This is a genomic window from Stenotrophomonas maltophilia, from assembly GCF_004920835.1.
In the GTDB taxonomy this organism is placed as follows: Bacteria; Pseudomonadota; Gammaproteobacteria; order Xanthomonadales; family Xanthomonadaceae; genus Stenotrophomonas; species Stenotrophomonas maltophilia_AQ.
On record NZ_QFHO01000002.1, the window covers coordinates 33893 to 50523 of the forward strand.

A 16631-nucleotide genomic window follows, 5' to 3' on the forward strand; every position below is an offset into this window, starting at 1 on the left:
ACCCCGGGTACCTGAGGCTGCCGGCCAGCGGCCGGCACTACCATCGGTCAACCAAACTCGAAGCCCATCTCCGCCAGCGCTGGGCCGACAAAGTCGCCCTGCACATAGTCCACGCCGGCACTGAACAGCAGGGTCATCGAGTTGGCATCGCTGACGAACTCGGCGATGGTGCGGATGCCGGCTTCCTGCGCACGCGCGGTGATCTGGCTGATGCGGTCGATGTTCTCACGGGTGGCCGCCAGGTCGCTGGTGAAACCACGGTCCAGCTTGAGGAACTGGGGCTGGAAGTGGGCCAGCAGCTGGAACGAATCCAGCCCCGAGCCGAACTGCTCCAGGCCGATCCGGCAACCCAGCGGTGCCACTTCGGCAAGGAACTGCTGGGCGCTGCGCAGGTGGGTGAACACCTTCGCTTCCGGCGCATGCAGCCACAGCCGCTCGCCAGGCACACCCTGTGCCTGCAGCTCACGGCGAAGGGTGGCGATCATCTGCGGGTCGTCGAACGATTCCGGGGTCACCTTCACCAGCATCTGGGTGGCATGCCCTTCGCGGGCGCGCTGGCCAAGCACGGCGATCGCCTGCGAGACCACCCAGCGGTTGATGTCGGCCAGCAGGCCGTGCTCCTCGGCGATGCCCAGGAACGCAGTCGGGCTCAGCAGTTCGCCGTTGTGCTCCAGGCGCAGATACGCCTCGTACAGCTCCAGTGACTCGCCCTGCAGGTTCAGTACCGGCTGGTAGTGCAGCTGGAAGCCGTCGCCAGCCAGTGCTTCACGGATGCGCGCGACCCAGCGCAGCACGCGTTCTTCCTCCACGCGGTCAGCGGCGGCCGGGTCGAAGATGCGGCAGGTGTTGCCCAGCTCGGCGGCGGCATGCGTGCATTCGCTGGCGCGCGCCAGTACCTGGCCGATGCTGGCGATCTTCTCGCCCACCTGCACGCCGCCGATGCTCACCGTCACCGTGGCCGAGCGGGCGCCGATGCTGAACACATGCGCGGCGTAGGCCTCGCGGATGCGCTCGGCCAGCGCCACGGTCTGCGCATACGGGCCGGCCTGCAGCACGGCGAAATTGTGCTCGCCGAAACGGGCCAGTTGCGCATCCTCGCCCACCACTTCGGCCAGCAGGCCGGCGAGGGCGCCGATCAGGGTGTCGGCCGACGCCAGGCCGATGTCCGGCAGCAGGCGCGCATAGTGGTCCGGCTCGATCAGCAGCAGGCCGAACTGGCCTTCGCTGCGCCCGGCCTGGGCTACCGCGCTTTCCAGCTGCAGCATGAAGGTCGGGCGGTTGAGCAGGCCGGTGACCTGGTCGCGCTGGCGCAGGTCCTCGACCTCGCGCGCCAGTTCCGGGTCGAACTCCATGCGGCGGCGGAGCACCACCTGCAGGCAGGACTCGCCTTCATAGGTGGCGGCAGTGAATTCCATCGTCGCCGGAAACGCGCTGCCGTCCTCGTGACGGGCATCGAGCTGGTACTGCGGCGGCGGCGCCTCGCCACGGCTCAGGCCCTTCAGCAGCTGCTTGAAGCCCTCCACGTGCTGGGCGGCGACCATGTCCAGCAGGGAGATGCCTTCGATGTCGTCGAAATGCTCGTAGCCGAACATTTCCAGGTAGGCATCGTTGGCGCGGATATGCATGCCTTCGTGCACGTAGGCGATGGGATCGCGCGAGGAGGCAATCAACGCATCGCAGCGGCGCTCGGTCTCGCGCATCTGTGCCTCGATGCGGCGCAGGCCGCGACGCGCCTGCAGGTCCACCCACTGGTCACGGATCACCGCAAGCAGATGCTCGGGGCGCTGGCGCAGGGCGAGGGCGCGGATACCATGGCTGCTGGCCTGCACCAGCTCGTCCTCGTCGATGCGCTCGGCCAGCAGCACCAGCGGAATGTCCTTGCCGCTGGCAGCGATATGTTGTGCGGCCAACGGCAGTGGAATGCCCTGCGACGGTGACGCCAGCACCAGGTCGATGGCCTGGCTGGCCAGCACCTGGGCCAGTTCGGCCGCGTCCTGCGGGCGCCATGGGCGCACCGCGATGCCGCTGTTGCGCAGGGTGCTGACGATGGCTTCGGCATTCTCGCCGCTGTCGTCGACGATCAGCAGGCGGATGGTGATGTCGTTCGCGTTCTGCATGCACTGCTCCCCAATCTGCGAACCTAGATACACGATGCGCGGCGAACCGTCCATGCGCGCACCCCTTGCGCGCATCGAACGGCGATGTGGTTCACACCACGCCGCCGGCCGCGTGGCCGCTGGCCCAGGCCCACTGGAAGTTGTAGCCGCCCAGCCAGCCGGTCACATCCAGCACCTCACCGACGAAATGCAGGCCGGGCACGCGCTTGGATTCCAGCGTCGAAGACGAGACTTCGGCCGTATCCACGCCGCCCAGGGTGACTTCGGCGGTGCGGTAGCCCTCGGTGCCACTGGCCACCAGCGGGAACGCGCCCAGCAACTGTGCAGCCTGGCGCAGCACCGGCTCGTCCAGCTGGCGCACCGGACGGTCGGGCAGCCAGTGCTCGCACAGGCGCTGCGCCAGCCGCTTCGGCAGCACCTCGCCCAGCACCGTGCGCAGTTCGGCGGCGGGCCGCTCCTGCTTCATCTGGCGCAGCCAGTCACCGGCATCCTGGCCAGGCAACAGGTCCAGCTCCAGCGCGTCACCGGGTTGCCAGAACGAAGAGATCTGCAGGATCGCCGGGCCACTTACGCCGCGGTGGGTCAGCAGCATGAAGTTCTGGAAGCTCTTTCCATTGCAGCGCGCCTCGATCGGCAGCGCCACGCCGCTGAGATCGGCCAACCGTTCCTGGTGCTTGCCGCTGAGAGTGAGCGGCACCAGTCCGGCGCGGGTCGGCAGCACCTGGTGGCCGAACTGGCGGGCGATCTCATAGCCGAAACCGGTGGCGCCAAGGCTGGGAATCGACAGGCCACCGGTGGCCACCACCAGCGAGGCGCAATGGAACAGGCCCTGCGTGGTGTGTACGCGGAAACCATCGGTGCCATGCTCGATGCGCTCGACGCTGCACTGGGTACGGATCTGCACGCCCGCCGCCTGGCATTCGTCCACCAGCATCTTCACGATCTGCTTGGACGAAATGTCGCAGAACAGCTGGCCCAGCTCTTTTTCGTGATACGCGATGCCGTGCTTGTTGACCAGCTCGATGAAATGCCAAGGTGTGTAGCGCGCCAGCGCCGACTTGCAGAAGTGCGGGTTGGCCGACAGGAAGTTGGCCGGGGTGGTGCCGGTGTTGGTGAAATTGCAGCGGCCACCACCGGACATCAGGATCTTCTTGCCGATCTTGTTGGCATGGTCGATCACCTGCACCTGGCGGCCGCGCTGGCCGGCCGTGATCGCGGTCATCAGCCCGGCTGCACCGGCACCGATCACCACCACATCGCAACGGAGCGCGCTCATGCCTTGGCGCGCTTGCGCCAGTTCGGGATCACGTCGAGCTGGATCTGATCGTCCAGCAGCTGCACCTCGCCGTCCTGGATCAGCACGCTCCAGCGCATCGCACGCTTGATCTGCTGGCCCCAGCGCTCGACGAAGTCGCCGTCCAGATCAACCACGGACAGGTTGTCGAAGCGCGCCAGGCCCTTGCCCTGCTTGCCCCACCAGATCTCCGAAGCGTTGCCGCCATAGTTGATCACCTGCACCTGGCGGCTGCGGTTGCTGGCCTTGCGGATGCGCGATTCGTCGGGATGGCCCAGGTCGATCCACTGCAGGATGTCGCCGGTGTAGTCGTGTTCCCACAGGTCCGGTTCGTCATCGGTGCTCAGGCCGCGGCCGAACTCCAGGCGGTCGCCAGCGTTCAGCGCGAAGGCGAGCAGGCGCACCATCAAGCGGTCGTCGGTCTCGGACGGGTGCTGGGCCAGGGTCAGGTTGTGGGTCGCGTAATAGCCGCGATCCATGTCGCTGATCTGCAGTTCGGCCTTGCGGATGGTGGCGGTGAGAGCCATTGGGGTACCGTGGACTAAAGAGGACCATGATAGAGGTTTGCTCCGGGGGTGTCCGTGGCGGGGCTGTCTGTGCAGCGTCAACGTGGCACGCTTGGGCTCTTTTCCGTTGCCTGAGTGGACCTGATGATCCTGCCCAGCCGCCTGCAGCTTCCGCCCGGCCACTGGGCCACCCTGCTCGACGGCCTGTGCGCGCGTTTTCCGCGCATCGATCGTGAGCAATGGCAGGATCGCTTCACGCGCGGCCGGGTGCAGGACGCGCAGGGCAGGGCGCTGGCAGCGGACATGCCCTGGCAGGTGGGGCTGGAGATCCAGTATTTCCGGGAGGTGGTGGACGAGCCGGTGATCCCCTTCGCCGAGACCATCGTCCATCTCGATGCGCATCTGCTGGTGGCCGACAAGCCGCACTTCCTGCCGGTCACGCCAGCCGGAGGTTATGTGCGCGAGACGTTGCTGGCACGCCTGATCGCGCGCACCGGCAATACCGATCTGGTGCCGCTGCATCGGCTGGACCGGCTGACTGCAGGCCTGGTGCTGTTCTCCACGCAGGCTGCATCGCGCGACGCCTACCAGCGGCTGTTCCGCGAACGCCGCATCAACAAGACCTACGAGGCGCTGGCACCGGCGCTGCCCGCGGCGACGTTTCCGCTGCATCGGCACAGCCGCTTGGCCCCGGCCGAACCGTTCTTCCGCATGGCCGAAGTGCCCGGGGAGCCCAATGCGCGCAGCCGGATCGAGCTGATCGAGGGTGAGGGACCGATCTGGCGTTATCGGCTGCTGCCGGAAACCGGCCGCAAGCACCAGCTGCGCGTGCACATGGCGATGCTGGGCGCGCCGATCGAGGGCGATGACCTGTATCCGCAGCTGCGGCAGCGGCCGGCAGGCACGGCCGAGGTGCCGCTGCAGCTGCTGGCGCAGGGGCTGGCCTTCGACGACCCGTTGAGCGGCGAGCGTCGGGTGTTCAGCAGCCAGCGCTGCCTGCGCCTGCCTGATCAGGAAGGCTAGACGCGTTCAGCGGGCCGGATGGCGTGCCAGCCAGCGGTCCAGCTCGGCCGCAAACAGCTGCCGGTCGCGTGGACCCAATGGCGGAGGCCCCCCGGTCTGTACCCCGGCGCCGCGAAGTTCCTCCATGAAATTGCGCATCGACAGCCGTTCGGCAATGTTGTCCGGGGTGTACAGCTGGCCGCGCGGGTTCAGGGCCACCGCCTTCTTTTCCAGCACCAGTGCGGCCAGCGGGATGTCCTGGGTGACCACCAGGTCGCCGGCGGCCACCCGCTCGACGATGGCGCTGTCGGCCACGTCCAGGCCCTGCGGCACCTGGATCGAGCGCAGCCAGCGTGAGGGCGGGGTACGGATCCACTGGTTGGCGACCAGGGTCAGTTCGATCCCGACCCGTTCAGCCGCCCGGAACAGGATGTCGCGAATGACGGTGGGGCAGGCATCTGCATCCACCCAGATACGGGGGCGGGCGTGTTCAGCTTGGGTTTCAGCTTCAGTCATTTACCCAGTGTAGGGTAGGAAAAACCTGAATGGGGACTCGGGGTTAGCCGCGGAAAGGCGCCAACCCTTGCCACGCCTAGCGGGCGGCGTTTGCCGATGAACGTCCGGGCTATCGCTTTTTGCAGAAAACACGCGTATCGTTCGTCCCACTGTGTTTGCTAGGGTCACCGTGAATCGTGGCCTGGTGCAGTTGATCTCACGATCCGCTCATCGATCCGCTTTACCAACGCCTGCAACTCAGTCTCGGCCCCGATACCCGGTGGCTGCGATTTTTTCAACATGTGTTTCAGGAGTTAGTCAAATGTCTGATCGTCAGACCGGCACCGTCAAGTGGTTCAACGACGCCAAGGGCTTCGGCTTCATCACCCCGGAAAGCGGCCCGGACCTGTTTGTGCACTTCCGTGCCATCCAGGGCACCGGCTTCAAGACCCTGCAGGAAGGCCAGAAGGTTACCTTCATCGCCGTCCAGGGTCAGAAGGGTATGCAGGCTGACCAGGTGCAGGCGGTCTAATCCGTCTGCTACCGTTTGGTAGCCAGAACGCCGGAAGCGAAAGCTTCCGGCGTTTTTTATTGCCCGCTGCTTTTTGTAGAGTCGGGCCATGCCCGACTGCTTTCAAACGCAGTGGGGCATGGCCCGACTCTACAAAGGGCATGCACCGTGCGCGGTACGATGCAGGTCTTCCCAAGGATCGTCCCCATGCGCATCGTCCACCATCTGGAAAACTCCCGTTCACTACGCGTGCTGTGGATGCTGGAGGAGCTGGGGCTGGACTACGAGCTGCGCCGCTATCCGCGCGATCCGAAGACGCTGCTGGCACCGCCGGAACTGCGTCAGGTGCATCCGCTGGGCAAGTCGCCGGTACTGCAGGATGGTGAGCTGGTGCTGGCCGAATCCGGTGCCATCCTCGATTACCTTGCCGACCGCTACGACACCCAGCGCCAGCTGTCGCCGTCGCCGACGCCTGCCGATGGTGCCGAACGCATCGCCTACCGCTACTGGCTGCACTACGCCGAAGGCTCGGCGATGCCGCCGCTGCTGCTGACCCTGGTGATCGGTCGCATCCGCAGCGCACCGATGCCGTTCTTCGCGCGCCCGATCGCACGCAGCATCGCCGACAAGGCCGAGCGTGGCTTCATCGGCCCGCAGCGGCGTCTGCACCTGGACTGGATGGAGCGCCGCCTGACCGAAAGCCCGTGGTTCGCCGGCGAGCGCTTCAGTGCCGCCGACATCCAGATGAGCTTCCCGATCCAGGCTGCGGCTGCGCGCGGTGGTGGCATCGACGACAAGCCGGCACTGCGTGGCTTCCTCAAGCGCATCGGTGAACGCCCGGCCTATCAGCGTGCCGAGGCCCACGGCGGTCACCTGCAGGCACTCAGCGGCAATTGAGGAGGGTGGCCGTCGCCCCCATCTTCAGCACCATGGATACCGACAGCTCCCGTTTCGACAACCGCCTGCTGCATACCCTGCCAGGCGACCCCGAATCCGGCCCACGCCGCCGCGAAGTGCTGGGCGCCGCCTGGTCGCCAGTGATGCCGACCCCGGTGACGGCGCCCACGCTGCTGGCCTGGGCGCCGGACGTCGCCGCGATGCTTGGCTTCGATACCGCTGAGGTCGAGAGCGAAGGCTTCGCGCAGGTGTTTGGCGGCAATGCACTGTACGCCGGCATGCAGCCATGGGCAGCCAACTACGGTGGCCATCAGTTTGGTCACTGGGCCGGTCAGCTCGGCGATGGGCGTGCGATCTCGCTGGGTGAACTGGTCGCGCCGGATGGCCGCCACTGGGAGCTGCAGCTGAAGGGGGCCGGCCCGACGCCGTACTCACGCGGTGCCGATGGGCGCGCAGTGCTGCGCTCATCCATCCGCGAATTCCTGTGCAGCGAGGCGATGCATCATCTGGGTGTGCCGACCACGCGCGCGCTGTCGCTGGTTGGTACCGGCGACGACGTGGTGCGCGACATGTTCTATGACGGCCATCCACGTGCCGAGCCGGGTGCCATCGTATGCCGGGTGTCGCCGTCGTTCCTGCGCTTTGGTTCCTTCGAGCTTCCGGCGTCGCGCGGGGAAACCGCGTTGCTGCAGCAGCTGGTCGATGCCTGCATCGCCCGCGATTTCCCTGAACTCCAAGGGCAGGGTGAGGCACTGTACGGCGACTGGTTCGCGCAGATCGCGGTGCGCACCGCCGAGATGATCGCGCACTGGATGCGCGTCGGCTTCGTGCATGGCGTGATGAACACTGACAACCTGTCCGTGCTCGGCCTCACACTCGATTACGGCCCCTACGGATGGGTCGAGGACTTCGACCCGGACTGGACGCCGAACACCACCGACGCGCAGGGCCGCCGCTACCGTTTCGGCACCCAGCCGCAGGTGGCGTACTGGAACCTGAGCCGATTGGCGCAGGCGCTGTCTCCGCTGTTCGGCGATGTCGCACCGCTACAAGCGGGCTTGGCGGCGTATCAGACCACCTTCGTGGCCTGCACGCGTCGCGATGCTGCCGCCAAGCTCGGACTGGCCGCGGCCGATGATGACGACCTGCAGCTCTTCCTGCGCTGGCAGCAGCTGATGCAGGACGGTGCCATGGACATGACACTGGCTTGGCGTGCGCTGATGCGTATCGATCCGACGGCACCGGATGCGGCGCTGCTGGACGAGGTGTACTACGACGAGGCGCGCCAGCAGGCGGTGCAGGTACCGTTGCAGCAGTGGCTGCAGGACTACACGGCGCGGTTGCAGGCCGATCCGCTGTCGGCCAGCGAGCGCACGGCGAAGATGACCGCGGCCAATCCGCTGTACGTGCTGCGCAACTGGCTGGCCCAGGAGGCCATCGACCGCGCAGAGCAGGGCGACCTCGGCGGCGTTCATGCGTTGCAGGACGTACTGCGCGATCCATACACCGAGCGTGCCGGCCTGGAACACTTCGCCGGCAAGCGCCCGGCCTGGGCCGACAACCGCGCAGGCTGCTCGATGCTGTCCTGCAGTTCCTGAGGGTGGGTTTCGGCAGGGCTGCGCCCTGCACCCGCAGAGGCCAGGTCAACAGCCAGAGCAAAAGCGGATTCCGTGGTTTGGCGGGGCGGTGTCGGATTGCGGGGACGCCGCAAGTACGTCCGTGTAGGCTTGGCAGCCGCATCCATGCGGCTGACACCCCGCAATCCGACACCGCCCCACCTCCGACAGATTTCGCGCTGCTGCGGGTAGGTGTCGACCTTGGTCGACACGGTAGATCCACGCCATGCGTGGATGCTCTTCGTTCAATTTTCGAAATATTCGATTTCGATTGAGATTCATCCACGCATGGCGTGGATCCGCGACAGATCGCAGAAATCTGTCGAAGGCGGGGTGGGTCCGGTGGCGGGAGTGTCCGCGGCATGGATGCCGCGGCCAAGCCCCCAAGGGTGAGGGTGCTTTGCTTGCGAAGCACTGCTTCGCAAGCGCCCGAACGCACAGCCGCCAGCGGCTGGGCCGGACCGCGGAGCGGGGTTTACGGCGTCTCCCGCCACCGGGCCCACCCCGCCATCCCACAGGAATCCCGCTGTTGCCGTTGCTCTTGCCGTTGCCTTGGCTTGAAGCCTCTGCAGGTGCCGGGCGCAGCCCGGCCGATATCCCTCAACAGGCAGGCGGCGCCCGGAACGGGTACCCTATGCCGCCATCAGATAGCCAATGTGACATGACCGACGCCATCGTCGCTCCGCAGTGGGCCTCCCGCCTGCGCGACATCGCCGACTTCCCCAAGCCCGGCATCCTGTTCAAGGACATCATGCCGCTGCTCGCCCATGGCGAGGACTTCCGCGGTGCTGTCACTGCCATGGCTGATCGCTGGCGCGACCAGAAGCTGGACGCGGTGGTCGGCATCGAATCGCGTGGTTTCATCCTCGGCGCCGCGATGGCGCTGGAACTGGGCGTCGGCTTCGTGCCGGTGCGCAAGCCGGGCAAGCTGCCGGGCCAGGTGCTGCGCGAGGAATACACGCTGGAATATCGCAGCGACTGCATCGAAGTGCACGCCGATGCGCTGCCGGCCGGTGCCCGCGTGGCGATCATCGACGACGTGCTGGCCACCGGTGGCACGCTGGTCGCGGCGCTGTCGCTGGTGCGCCGCCTGGACGTTGACGTGGTCGGTGCCGGCGTACTGGTCGAGCTCGACGGCCTCGGCGGCCGCGCGCGCTGGGAAACGGACCTGCCGCTGTACACCGAACTGGTGTTCTGATTAGAGGGTAGGTGCCAACCAAGGTTGGCATCTACCAGAGCGAATGGCCGGGAGCCGGTAGTTGCCAACCTTGGTTGGCAGCGCTTTTCGCGACTGGCGCCATGGACGGGCCAACCAAGGTTGGCCGCTACCAGGTCAGATCGTTGCCAACGTGGTTGGCAACGCTGCTTCAATCACATCATCCGAACGCGGAAACGACGGCCCTTGATCTTGCCGGCTTCCAGCTTCGCCACGGCCTTGTTGGCCTGCTCACGCGCGATCGCCACATAGGAGCGGGTCGGGAAGATCGCAATCTTGCCGATGAACTTGCTCGACAGGCCGGCGTCGCCGGTCAGTGCACCGAGGATGTCGCCCGGGCGCAGCTTGTCGGTCTTGCCGCCGTCGATACGCAGCGTACGCATCGCTGCCTGCGGCAGCTCGGCCGGGCGTGAAGTCGCCAGCGGCGTCTTCTGCCAGTCCAACGGCTGACCCATCTGCGCTTCAATGGCTTCGGCGCGGGTCTTCTCGCGGCCGGCCACCAGGCTGATCGCCAGGCCACTGGCACCGGCACGGCCGGTACGGCCCACGCGGTGCTGGTAGCTCTCAACGTCGGTCGGCAGCTCGTAGTTGATCACCGCCGCCAGCTCTTCCACGTCCAGGCCGCGTGCGGCCACGTCGCTGGCCACCAGCACGTTGCAGCTGCGGTTGGCCAGCAACAACAAGACTTCCTCGCGGTCGCGCTGCTCCATGTCGCCGTGCAGGGCCAGTGCGGAGAACCCGAACTGCTGCAGCGAGTTGGCCACTTCGTCCACGTCCTTGCGGGTATTGCAGAACACCACCGCCGATTCCGGCGTGTACTTCAGCAGCAGGCCGGCAAGCGCCTTCTGGCGATGTGCCGGTTCCACCTCGCAGAACATGTGGCGGATGGCCGGTGCCTGGTCGGCGCCTTCCACGGTCACTTCCACTGCCTCGCGCAGCAGGTCACGCGCCATGGTGCGGATGCTGTCCGGGAAGGTGGCCGAGAACAGCAGGCTCTGGCGGTCCTTGTGGGTCCGGCCGGCGATCTCGCGGATCGGCTCCTCGAAGCCCATGTCGAGCATGCGGTCGGCTTCATCCAGCACCAGCGTGCGCACCGCGCCCAGATTCAGCGCGCGCTTGCGTGCCAGCTCCTGCACACGGCCAGGCGTGCCGACCACCACGTGCGGGTCGTGGCCTTCCAGCGAAGCCAGCTGCGGACCCAGCGGCACACCGCCGACCAGCAGCAACAGCTTCAGGTTGGGGATGCCGGTGGCCAGCTTACGGATCTGCTTGCCGACCTGGTCGGCCAGTTCGCGGGTCGGGCACAGCACCAGCGCCTGTACGCGGATCAGGCTGGGGTCGATCGCCTGCAGCAGGCCCAGGCCGAAGGCGGCGGTCTTGCCGCTGCCGGTCGGCGCCTGTGCGATCACATCGCGGCCATCGAGGATGGCCGGCAGGCTCTGCGCCTGCACGGGGGTGAGGGTGGTGTAGCCGAGGGCATCCAGGCCGGGCTGCAGGGCCGGGCTCAGCGGCAGGGTCGAGAAGTCAGTCATGGCGCATTGTACCCGTCTGCGCGGCCGCTCCCTGCCCCAGGGCCTCCATCCATGTGGGTGCCGACCTTGGTCGGCACTCTCCTGCTCAGCCCAGCACGGCCAGTACGCCCTGGTGGATCGCCAGACCACCGAACAGCAGCCAGGCGAACAGGATCAGCGCCAGCAGCAGCGGCTTCAGGCCTGCCTGGCGCAGCGCCGAGACGTGGGTGGTCAGGCCCAGCGCGGCCATCGCCATCGCCAGCAGGACCGTGTCCAACTGCACCAGCCCGGCCTGCAGGCCAGCCGGCAGCAGATGCAGCGAATTGAAGCCAGCCACCGCCACGAAACCGAAGGCGAACCACGGCACCACGATGCGCGCCTTGCTGCCGTCGGCGCTGGCCTTGCCGCCACGCGCCAGCCACAGCGACAGCGCCACCAGGAACGGTGCCAGCAGCATCACCCGCACCATCTTGGTGATCACCGCGGTATCGGCCGCCGCTTCGTTGACCGCGCGGCCAGCCGCCACTACCTGTGCCACTTCATGCACCGTCGCACCGGTGAACAGGCCGTACTGCTGCGCGTCCATCGCCAGCCAGCCGTGCGACTGCACCAGCGCATACAGGGCGGGATACAGGAACATCGCCAGCGTGCCGAACACCACCACTGTCGACACCGCCACCGTGACCTGCGCAGCACGGCCGCGCACCACCGGTTCGGCGGCCATCACCGCCGCGGCGCCGCAGATCGCGCTGCCGGCACCGATCAGCATCGCCGCCTCGCGTTCCATCTTGAACACGCGCATGCCCAGCCAGCAGGCCAGTCCGAAGGTGCTGGCGACCACCAGCACGTCCATCAGCACGCCAGTGACGCCAACATGGCCGATGTCCTGGAAGGTCAGGCGCAGGCCGTACAGCACGATGCCGGCGCGCAGCAGCCAGTGCTTGGAGAAGCCGACACCGGCCGCACTGCTCGGTGCCAACCGCGGGTACAAGGTGTTGCCGACCACGATTCCGGCGACGATGGCCACGGTCAGCGCACTCAGCCCGTGCGCCTGCAGCCAGGGCAGCTCGGCCAGATACAGTGACGCCGCCGCGATCAGGCCCACTAGCAGCAGGCCGGGCAGACGCGGTTGCCAGCGTTGGCGCAGGGCGGGCAGGGACCAGGGGGAGAGAGCGGGGGCGTTCATGGCAAGGGTAGGGCTGGAGTGATGGGGCAAGCGTGCGCCCCAGACGATGACCTGTAAAACGAATAATATGGGTGAAACCTACCCATCAAGGAGGTAAGCGCCATGCGCCTGACCTTGCGCCAGTTGCAGGTCTTCGTCGCCATCGCCGACCACGGCAGCACCACTGCTGCCGGTCAGGCCATTGCGCTTTCGCAATCGGCCAGCAGCGCCGCCCTGCAGGAGCTGGAGGCGCACTTCGGCACGCCGTTGTTCGACCGCATCGGCCGCCGCTTGGCCCTGAACGGCCACGGCCGCGCACTGCTGGAGCCGGCGCGCACGCTACTGGTCAACGCCGCCGATCTGGAGCGGCAGCTGGCTGCCGGCGGCGACCCGTCGCAGGGTGCACCGCTGCGGCTGGTGCTGGCCGCCAGTACCACCATCGGCAACTACCTGCTGCCGCCGCGCATCGCCGAACTGCTGCGCCAGGCGCCGCAGGCCGAAGTCGACCTGCGTATCGACAACAGTGCCGGCGTGGTCGCTGCCGTGCAGCGCCTGGATGTGGATGCCGGCCTGATCGAAGGCCCGTGCCATGAGCGCGGCCTGCAGGTCACCGCTTGGCAGCAGGACCCGCTGGTGATCGTGGCCGCCGCCGACGTTGCCGCGCGCTGGTCGCTGGATGAACTGCGCCGCGCCCGCTGGTTGCTGCGCGAACCGGGCTCCGGCACCCGCGAAGCGGTGGAGCAGGCCTTGCTGCCGCACCTGCGCGGCTTCGCCCAGACCCTGCAGCTGGGCAATACCGAAGCGATCAAGCAGGCCGCCATCGCCGGGCTGGGTCTGGCCTGTCTTTCGCGTCATGCGCTGGAAGAGCCGCTGGCCCTCGGCCGCCTGCGCGTGCTCGAGACTCCGCTGCCTGCCCTGCAGCGCACCCTGTGGCTGGTACGTCACCCCGGCAAGCAATGGCTGCCGGGGTTGCAGGCGTTGCTGGGGGAGGTGGGGTAAGCCATCAGATTCCCAGTCGATTCCATCCATCGACACTTCTTGTAGTGCTCATCCACGCATGGCGTAGATCTACCGTGTCGACCAAGGTCGACACCCACCAGAGCAGAATACCGTCCCGCCTCCCACAGGAAACCAGCTTCTGCCGTTGCCGTTGAGGTTGCCGGCCAGCGGCCGGCACTACCGCGGGTGCCGGGTGCAACCCGACCGACGCCCCCAACCGGTACAATGGCCGGATGCCTCTGATTACCCTACAGAACGTCGACTTCAGCGTCGGCGGCCCGTTGTTGCTGGAAAAGGCCGAGCTGTCGATCGAGCCGGGCGAACGCATCGCCCTGATCGGCCGCAACGGCGCCGGCAAATCCACCCTGCTCAAGCTGCTGTCCGGCGACCACAAGCCCGATGACGGCGAAGTCCGTGTGCAGCAGGGCGTGCGCGTCACCCGCCTGGAGCAGGAAGTGCCGCACGGCGCCACCGGCTCGGTATTCGACGTCGTCGCCGACGGTCTCGGCGAACTGGGCCAGTGGCTGGCCGAATTCCACCACCTCAGCCATGCCGAGGTGTTCGATGGCGAAGCGCTCGGCAACGTGCAGGCCAAGATCGACGCCGCCAACGGCTGGGGCCTGGACCAGCGCGTCAGCGAAACCCTGACCAAGCTCGATCTGGATGGCGAGGCCGAGTTCGGCCGCCTGTCCGGCGGCATGAAGCGCCGCGTGCTGCTGGCTCGTGCGCTGGTGTCCAGCCCGGATGTGTTGCTGCTGGACGAACCGACCAACCACCTCGACATCGAAGCCATCGACTGGCTCGAAGCGTTCCTGAAGGGCTGGAGCGGCAGCGTGGTGTTCGTCACCCATGACCGCCGCTTCCTGCGTGCGCTGGCCACCCGCATCGTCGAGATCGACCGCGGCCAGGTCACCAGCTGGCCCGGCGACTGGGCCAACTACGAGCGCCGCCGCGAGGAACGCCTCAACGCGCAGGCGCAGGAAAACGCCCGCTTCGACAAGCTGCTGGCACAGGAAGAAGTCTGGATCCGCCAGGGCATCAAGGCCCGCCGCACCCGCGACGAAGGCCGCGTGCGCCGCCTGAAGGCGATGCGCAACGAGCGCTCCGCGCGCCGCGACCTCAGTGGCAACGTCAAGATGGAAGCGGCCCAGGGCGTCAGCTCGGGCAAGAAGGTCATCGACGTCAAGGACATTTCGTTCGCCTTCGGCGAGCGCACCATGGTCCGTGACTTCAGCACCACCATCCTGCGTGGTGACCGCATCGGCCTGATCGGCCCCAACGGCAGCGGCAAGACCACACTGCTGAAGCTGCTGCTGGGCGAACTGCAGCCGCAGAAGGGTGAAGTCAATCCCGGCACCAACCTGCAGATCGCCTATTTCGACCAGTACCGTGCGGTGCTGCGCGAAGACTGGAGCGCCATCGAGAACGTGGCCGAGGGCCGTGATTTCCTCGAGTTCAACGGCAAGCGCAAGCATGTGCATGCCTACCTGCAGGACTTCATGTTCACGCCGGAGCGCGCGCGTGCGCCGATCACCCGCCTGTCTGGCGGTGAGCGCAACCGCCTGCTGCTGGCCAAGCTGTTCGCGCAGCCCTCCAACCTGCTGGTGATGGACGAACCGACCAACGACCTCGACGTGGAAACCCTGGAGTTGCTGGAAGAGCTGCTGGGCGAGTACACCGGCACGCTGCTGCTGGTCAGCCATGACCGTGACTTCATTGACAACGTGGTGACCTCCACGCTGGTGATGGAAGGCGACGGCGTGATCGGTGAGTACGTGGGTGGCTACAGCGACTGGCAGCGGTACGCCAGCAGCATTGCCGCCGCGCCGACGGCGGTGGCTGCCGCCAAGCCGGCCGCCGCCGCACCTGCTGCAGCGGCCGCTACGCCGGCAGCGCCCAAGCGCAAGCTGGCCTACAAGGAAGCGCGCGAGCTGGAGCAGCTGCCGAAGACCATCGAGAAGCTGGAGGGCGACGTCGAAGGGCTGACCTCGGCGATGAACGACCCGTCGTTCTACACCCGCAGCAGCGCTGAAGTGACCGCGCACACCCAGCAGCTGGCCAAGGTGCAGGCCGAGCTGGATGCGGCCTACGCGCGCTGGGAAGAGCTGGAAGGCTGAGTATCGGTCGGCGCCAGCGGTTGCGCCGATTGATGTAGAGCCGAGCCCACGCTCGGCTCAGTAGATCCACGCCATGCGTGGATATCCGGACCCGTGCGGACCAACGGTCCGCACCCACCAATCAACGGTCCGTGCGGACCAAGGTCCGCACCCACCGGGGCGCCGGCGGTCATTTGACCCCGTGCAGATCCCGCAGCTGGCTCGGCCGGCTGCCGAAGTACGCCGCCAGATCGGCAATGTCCTGATCGCTCAGGTCCTTCGCTTGTGGCGTCATCAGCGCATGCTGGCGGTCACCGGCGCGGTAGGCCTGCAGCGCATGCGCCAGGTAGTCACCGTACTGCCCACCCAGCTTCGGATAGGTCGCATCGATCGGCGCGTTGCCGTCGGCGCCGTGGCAGTCGATGCAGCTCTGGTTGGTGGCCTTGCCCTTCACCTTGGCGCGGGCCTCGCCGGCGGCCTCGCGGCCCGGCGGCAGGCCGGCGGAGGATGAAGAACCGTGTTCGCCGCTGGCATGGCCCGGGTCGGCGGCGGATTTCTCGCTGTTTTCCACCTGCGACTGTGAACAGGCGGCCAGCAGCAGGGCAACGGACAGGGCGATGGCGTGACGCATCGGATGCGCGGCTTTCGACATGGGCGGGCCTTACTTGACGGTGGACAGGTAAACAGAGAGATCGGCGATCTCCTGTTCGCTGAAACTCATCGACTGCGCCTGCATCGTCGGATGCCTGCGCTTGCCCTGCCGGTACTCGGTCAGGGCCTGGGCCAGGTACTGCTGGGTCTGGCCGCCGATCTTCGGCACCCGGTAGCTGGGGTAGGCGTTCTTGTAGCCGGTGATGCCGTGGCACCCCTGGCAGGTATAGGCCAGTACCCGGCCATTGTCGAAATTGCCGGTGGGAGCGGTGGCCTGCGGCGCGGCGGCGGGCGCCGGAGCCGGAGCGGGTGTGGCAGGAGCAGGAGCAGGAGCGGGCTGTGCGGCGGCCCCGAGGGGCAGGAGGACGGCCAGAGCGAGACAAGCGGCGAGCGGCTGCGGGCGCATGGTGTCGTTTCCGGGGATTCGGGTCTGGTCGTTCCGGCGTGGGGTACGGAACGATCCGAGTATAGCCTCAGGTTTCATCTAGCTGAAATGGGGGGCGGGCCGACCAGTGGCACGAAGGCACCATGACCTTTGGGATATGGTGTTGCCGT

At 67.0% G+C, this 16631-nt stretch carries 15 protein-coding genes; 7 read left to right on the forward strand and 8 right to left on the reverse strand.

Annotated elements, in window-relative coordinates; all coding sequences use genetic code 11:
• Positions 1-47: 47 nt before the first annotated feature.
• The 3 genes from DI041_RS01660 to DI041_RS01670 all read right to left on the reverse strand — a co-directional run bounded on the left by DI041_RS01660 (position 48) and on the right by DI041_RS01670 (position 3938).
• The gene (locus tag DI041_RS01660) at positions 48-2117 is read right to left on the reverse strand and encodes an EAL domain-containing response regulator (RefSeq protein ID WP_012510772.1); all 2070 of its coding nucleotides are present in this window, start codon (positions 2115-2117) and stop codon (positions 48-50) included.
• Positions 2118-2208: 91 nt separating this feature from the next.
• Positions 2209-3393, reverse strand: coding sequence for a BaiN/RdsA family NAD(P)/FAD-dependent oxidoreductase (locus tag DI041_RS01665; RefSeq protein ID WP_136640061.1), 1185 nt, complete (start codon positions 3391-3393; stop codon positions 2209-2211).
• A complete protein-coding gene (locus DI041_RS01670) occupies positions 3390-3938 on the reverse strand; it encodes a YaeQ family protein (RefSeq protein WP_032969767.1) in 549 nt (182 codons plus the stop codon). Before DI041_RS01670 ends, DI041_RS01665 begins: the two co-directional genes overlap by 4 nt.
• A gap of 123 nt (positions 3939-4061) precedes the next feature.
• On the opposite strand from DI041_RS01670, the gene DI041_RS01675 reads away from it, so the two are divergent.
• Positions 4062-4940, forward strand: a complete 879-nt coding sequence (locus DI041_RS01675) for a pseudouridine synthase (protein WP_136640060.1) — start codon at positions 4062-4064, stop codon at positions 4938-4940.
• Positions 4941-4946: 6 nt separating this feature from the next.
• Here the strand turns inward: DI041_RS01675 and DI041_RS01680 are convergent, their stop codons facing one another.
• Positions 4947-5435, reverse strand: a complete 489-nt coding sequence (locus DI041_RS01680) for a YaiI/YqxD family protein (RefSeq protein ID WP_136640059.1) — start codon at positions 5433-5435, stop codon at positions 4947-4949.
• A gap of 301 nt (positions 5436-5736) precedes the next feature.
• Between DI041_RS01680 and DI041_RS01685 the strand changes: the two genes are divergently transcribed.
• The 4 genes from DI041_RS01685 (at position 5737) to DI041_RS01705 (ending at position 9636) form a co-directional block, all read left to right on the forward strand.
• On the forward strand, positions 5737-5946 hold the full coding sequence (locus tag DI041_RS01685) for a cold-shock protein (RefSeq protein ID WP_004153307.1): 210 nt from the start codon (positions 5737-5739) through the stop codon (positions 5944-5946).
• 186 nt (positions 5947-6132) lie between these two features.
• Complete coding sequence (locus DI041_RS01690) at positions 6133-6822, forward strand: glutathione S-transferase family protein (RefSeq protein WP_136640058.1); 690 nt, start codon at positions 6133-6135, stop codon at positions 6820-6822.
• 32 nt (positions 6823-6854) lie between these two features.
• Positions 6855-8420: a protein adenylyltransferase SelO gene (locus DI041_RS01695; RefSeq protein ID WP_136640063.1), complete on the forward strand. Its 1566-nt coding sequence runs from the start codon at positions 6855-6857 to the stop codon at positions 8418-8420.
• Positions 8421-9099: 679 nt separating this feature from the next.
• A complete protein-coding gene (locus tag DI041_RS01705; protein WP_136640089.1) occupies positions 9100-9636 on the forward strand; it encodes an adenine phosphoribosyltransferase in 537 nt (178 codons plus the stop codon).
• A gap of 173 nt (positions 9637-9809) precedes the next feature.
• On the opposite strand, the gene dbpA is transcribed toward DI041_RS01705, so the two are convergent.
• Complete coding sequence (gene dbpA, locus DI041_RS01710; protein WP_136640090.1) at positions 9810-11186, reverse strand: ATP-dependent RNA helicase DbpA; 1377 nt, start codon at positions 11184-11186, stop codon at positions 9810-9812.
• An 85-nt stretch (positions 11187-11271) separates the two neighbouring features.
• Positions 11272-12351: a YeiH family protein gene (locus DI041_RS01715; protein ID WP_075674701.1), complete on the reverse strand. Its 1080-nt coding sequence runs from the start codon at positions 12349-12351 to the stop codon at positions 11272-11274.
• 102 nt (positions 12352-12453) lie between these two features.
• On the opposite strand from DI041_RS01715, the gene DI041_RS01720 reads away from it, so the two are divergent.
• Both DI041_RS01720 and DI041_RS01730 read left to right on the forward strand, forming a co-directional pair.
• On the forward strand, positions 12454-13329 hold the full coding sequence (locus DI041_RS01720) for a LysR family transcriptional regulator (RefSeq protein WP_136639472.1): 876 nt from the start codon (positions 12454-12456) through the stop codon (positions 13327-13329).
• A 233-nt stretch (positions 13330-13562) separates the two neighbouring features.
• Positions 13563-15446: an ATP-binding cassette domain-containing protein gene (locus DI041_RS01730; RefSeq protein WP_136639470.1), complete on the forward strand. Its 1884-nt coding sequence runs from the start codon at positions 13563-13565 to the stop codon at positions 15444-15446.
• A 169-nt stretch (positions 15447-15615) separates the two neighbouring features.
• Here DI041_RS01730 and DI041_RS01735 read toward each other — a convergent pair whose 3' ends face one another.
• Both DI041_RS01735 and DI041_RS01740 read right to left on the reverse strand, forming a co-directional pair.
• Positions 15616-16077, reverse strand: a complete 462-nt coding sequence (locus tag DI041_RS01735; RefSeq protein ID WP_032128319.1) for a c-type cytochrome — start codon at positions 16075-16077, stop codon at positions 15616-15618.
• A gap of 9 nt (positions 16078-16086) precedes the next feature.
• On the reverse strand, positions 16087-16482 hold the full coding sequence (locus tag DI041_RS01740) for a c-type cytochrome (protein ID WP_136639469.1): 396 nt from the start codon (positions 16480-16482) through the stop codon (positions 16087-16089).
• Positions 16483-16631: the final 149 nt, after the last annotated feature.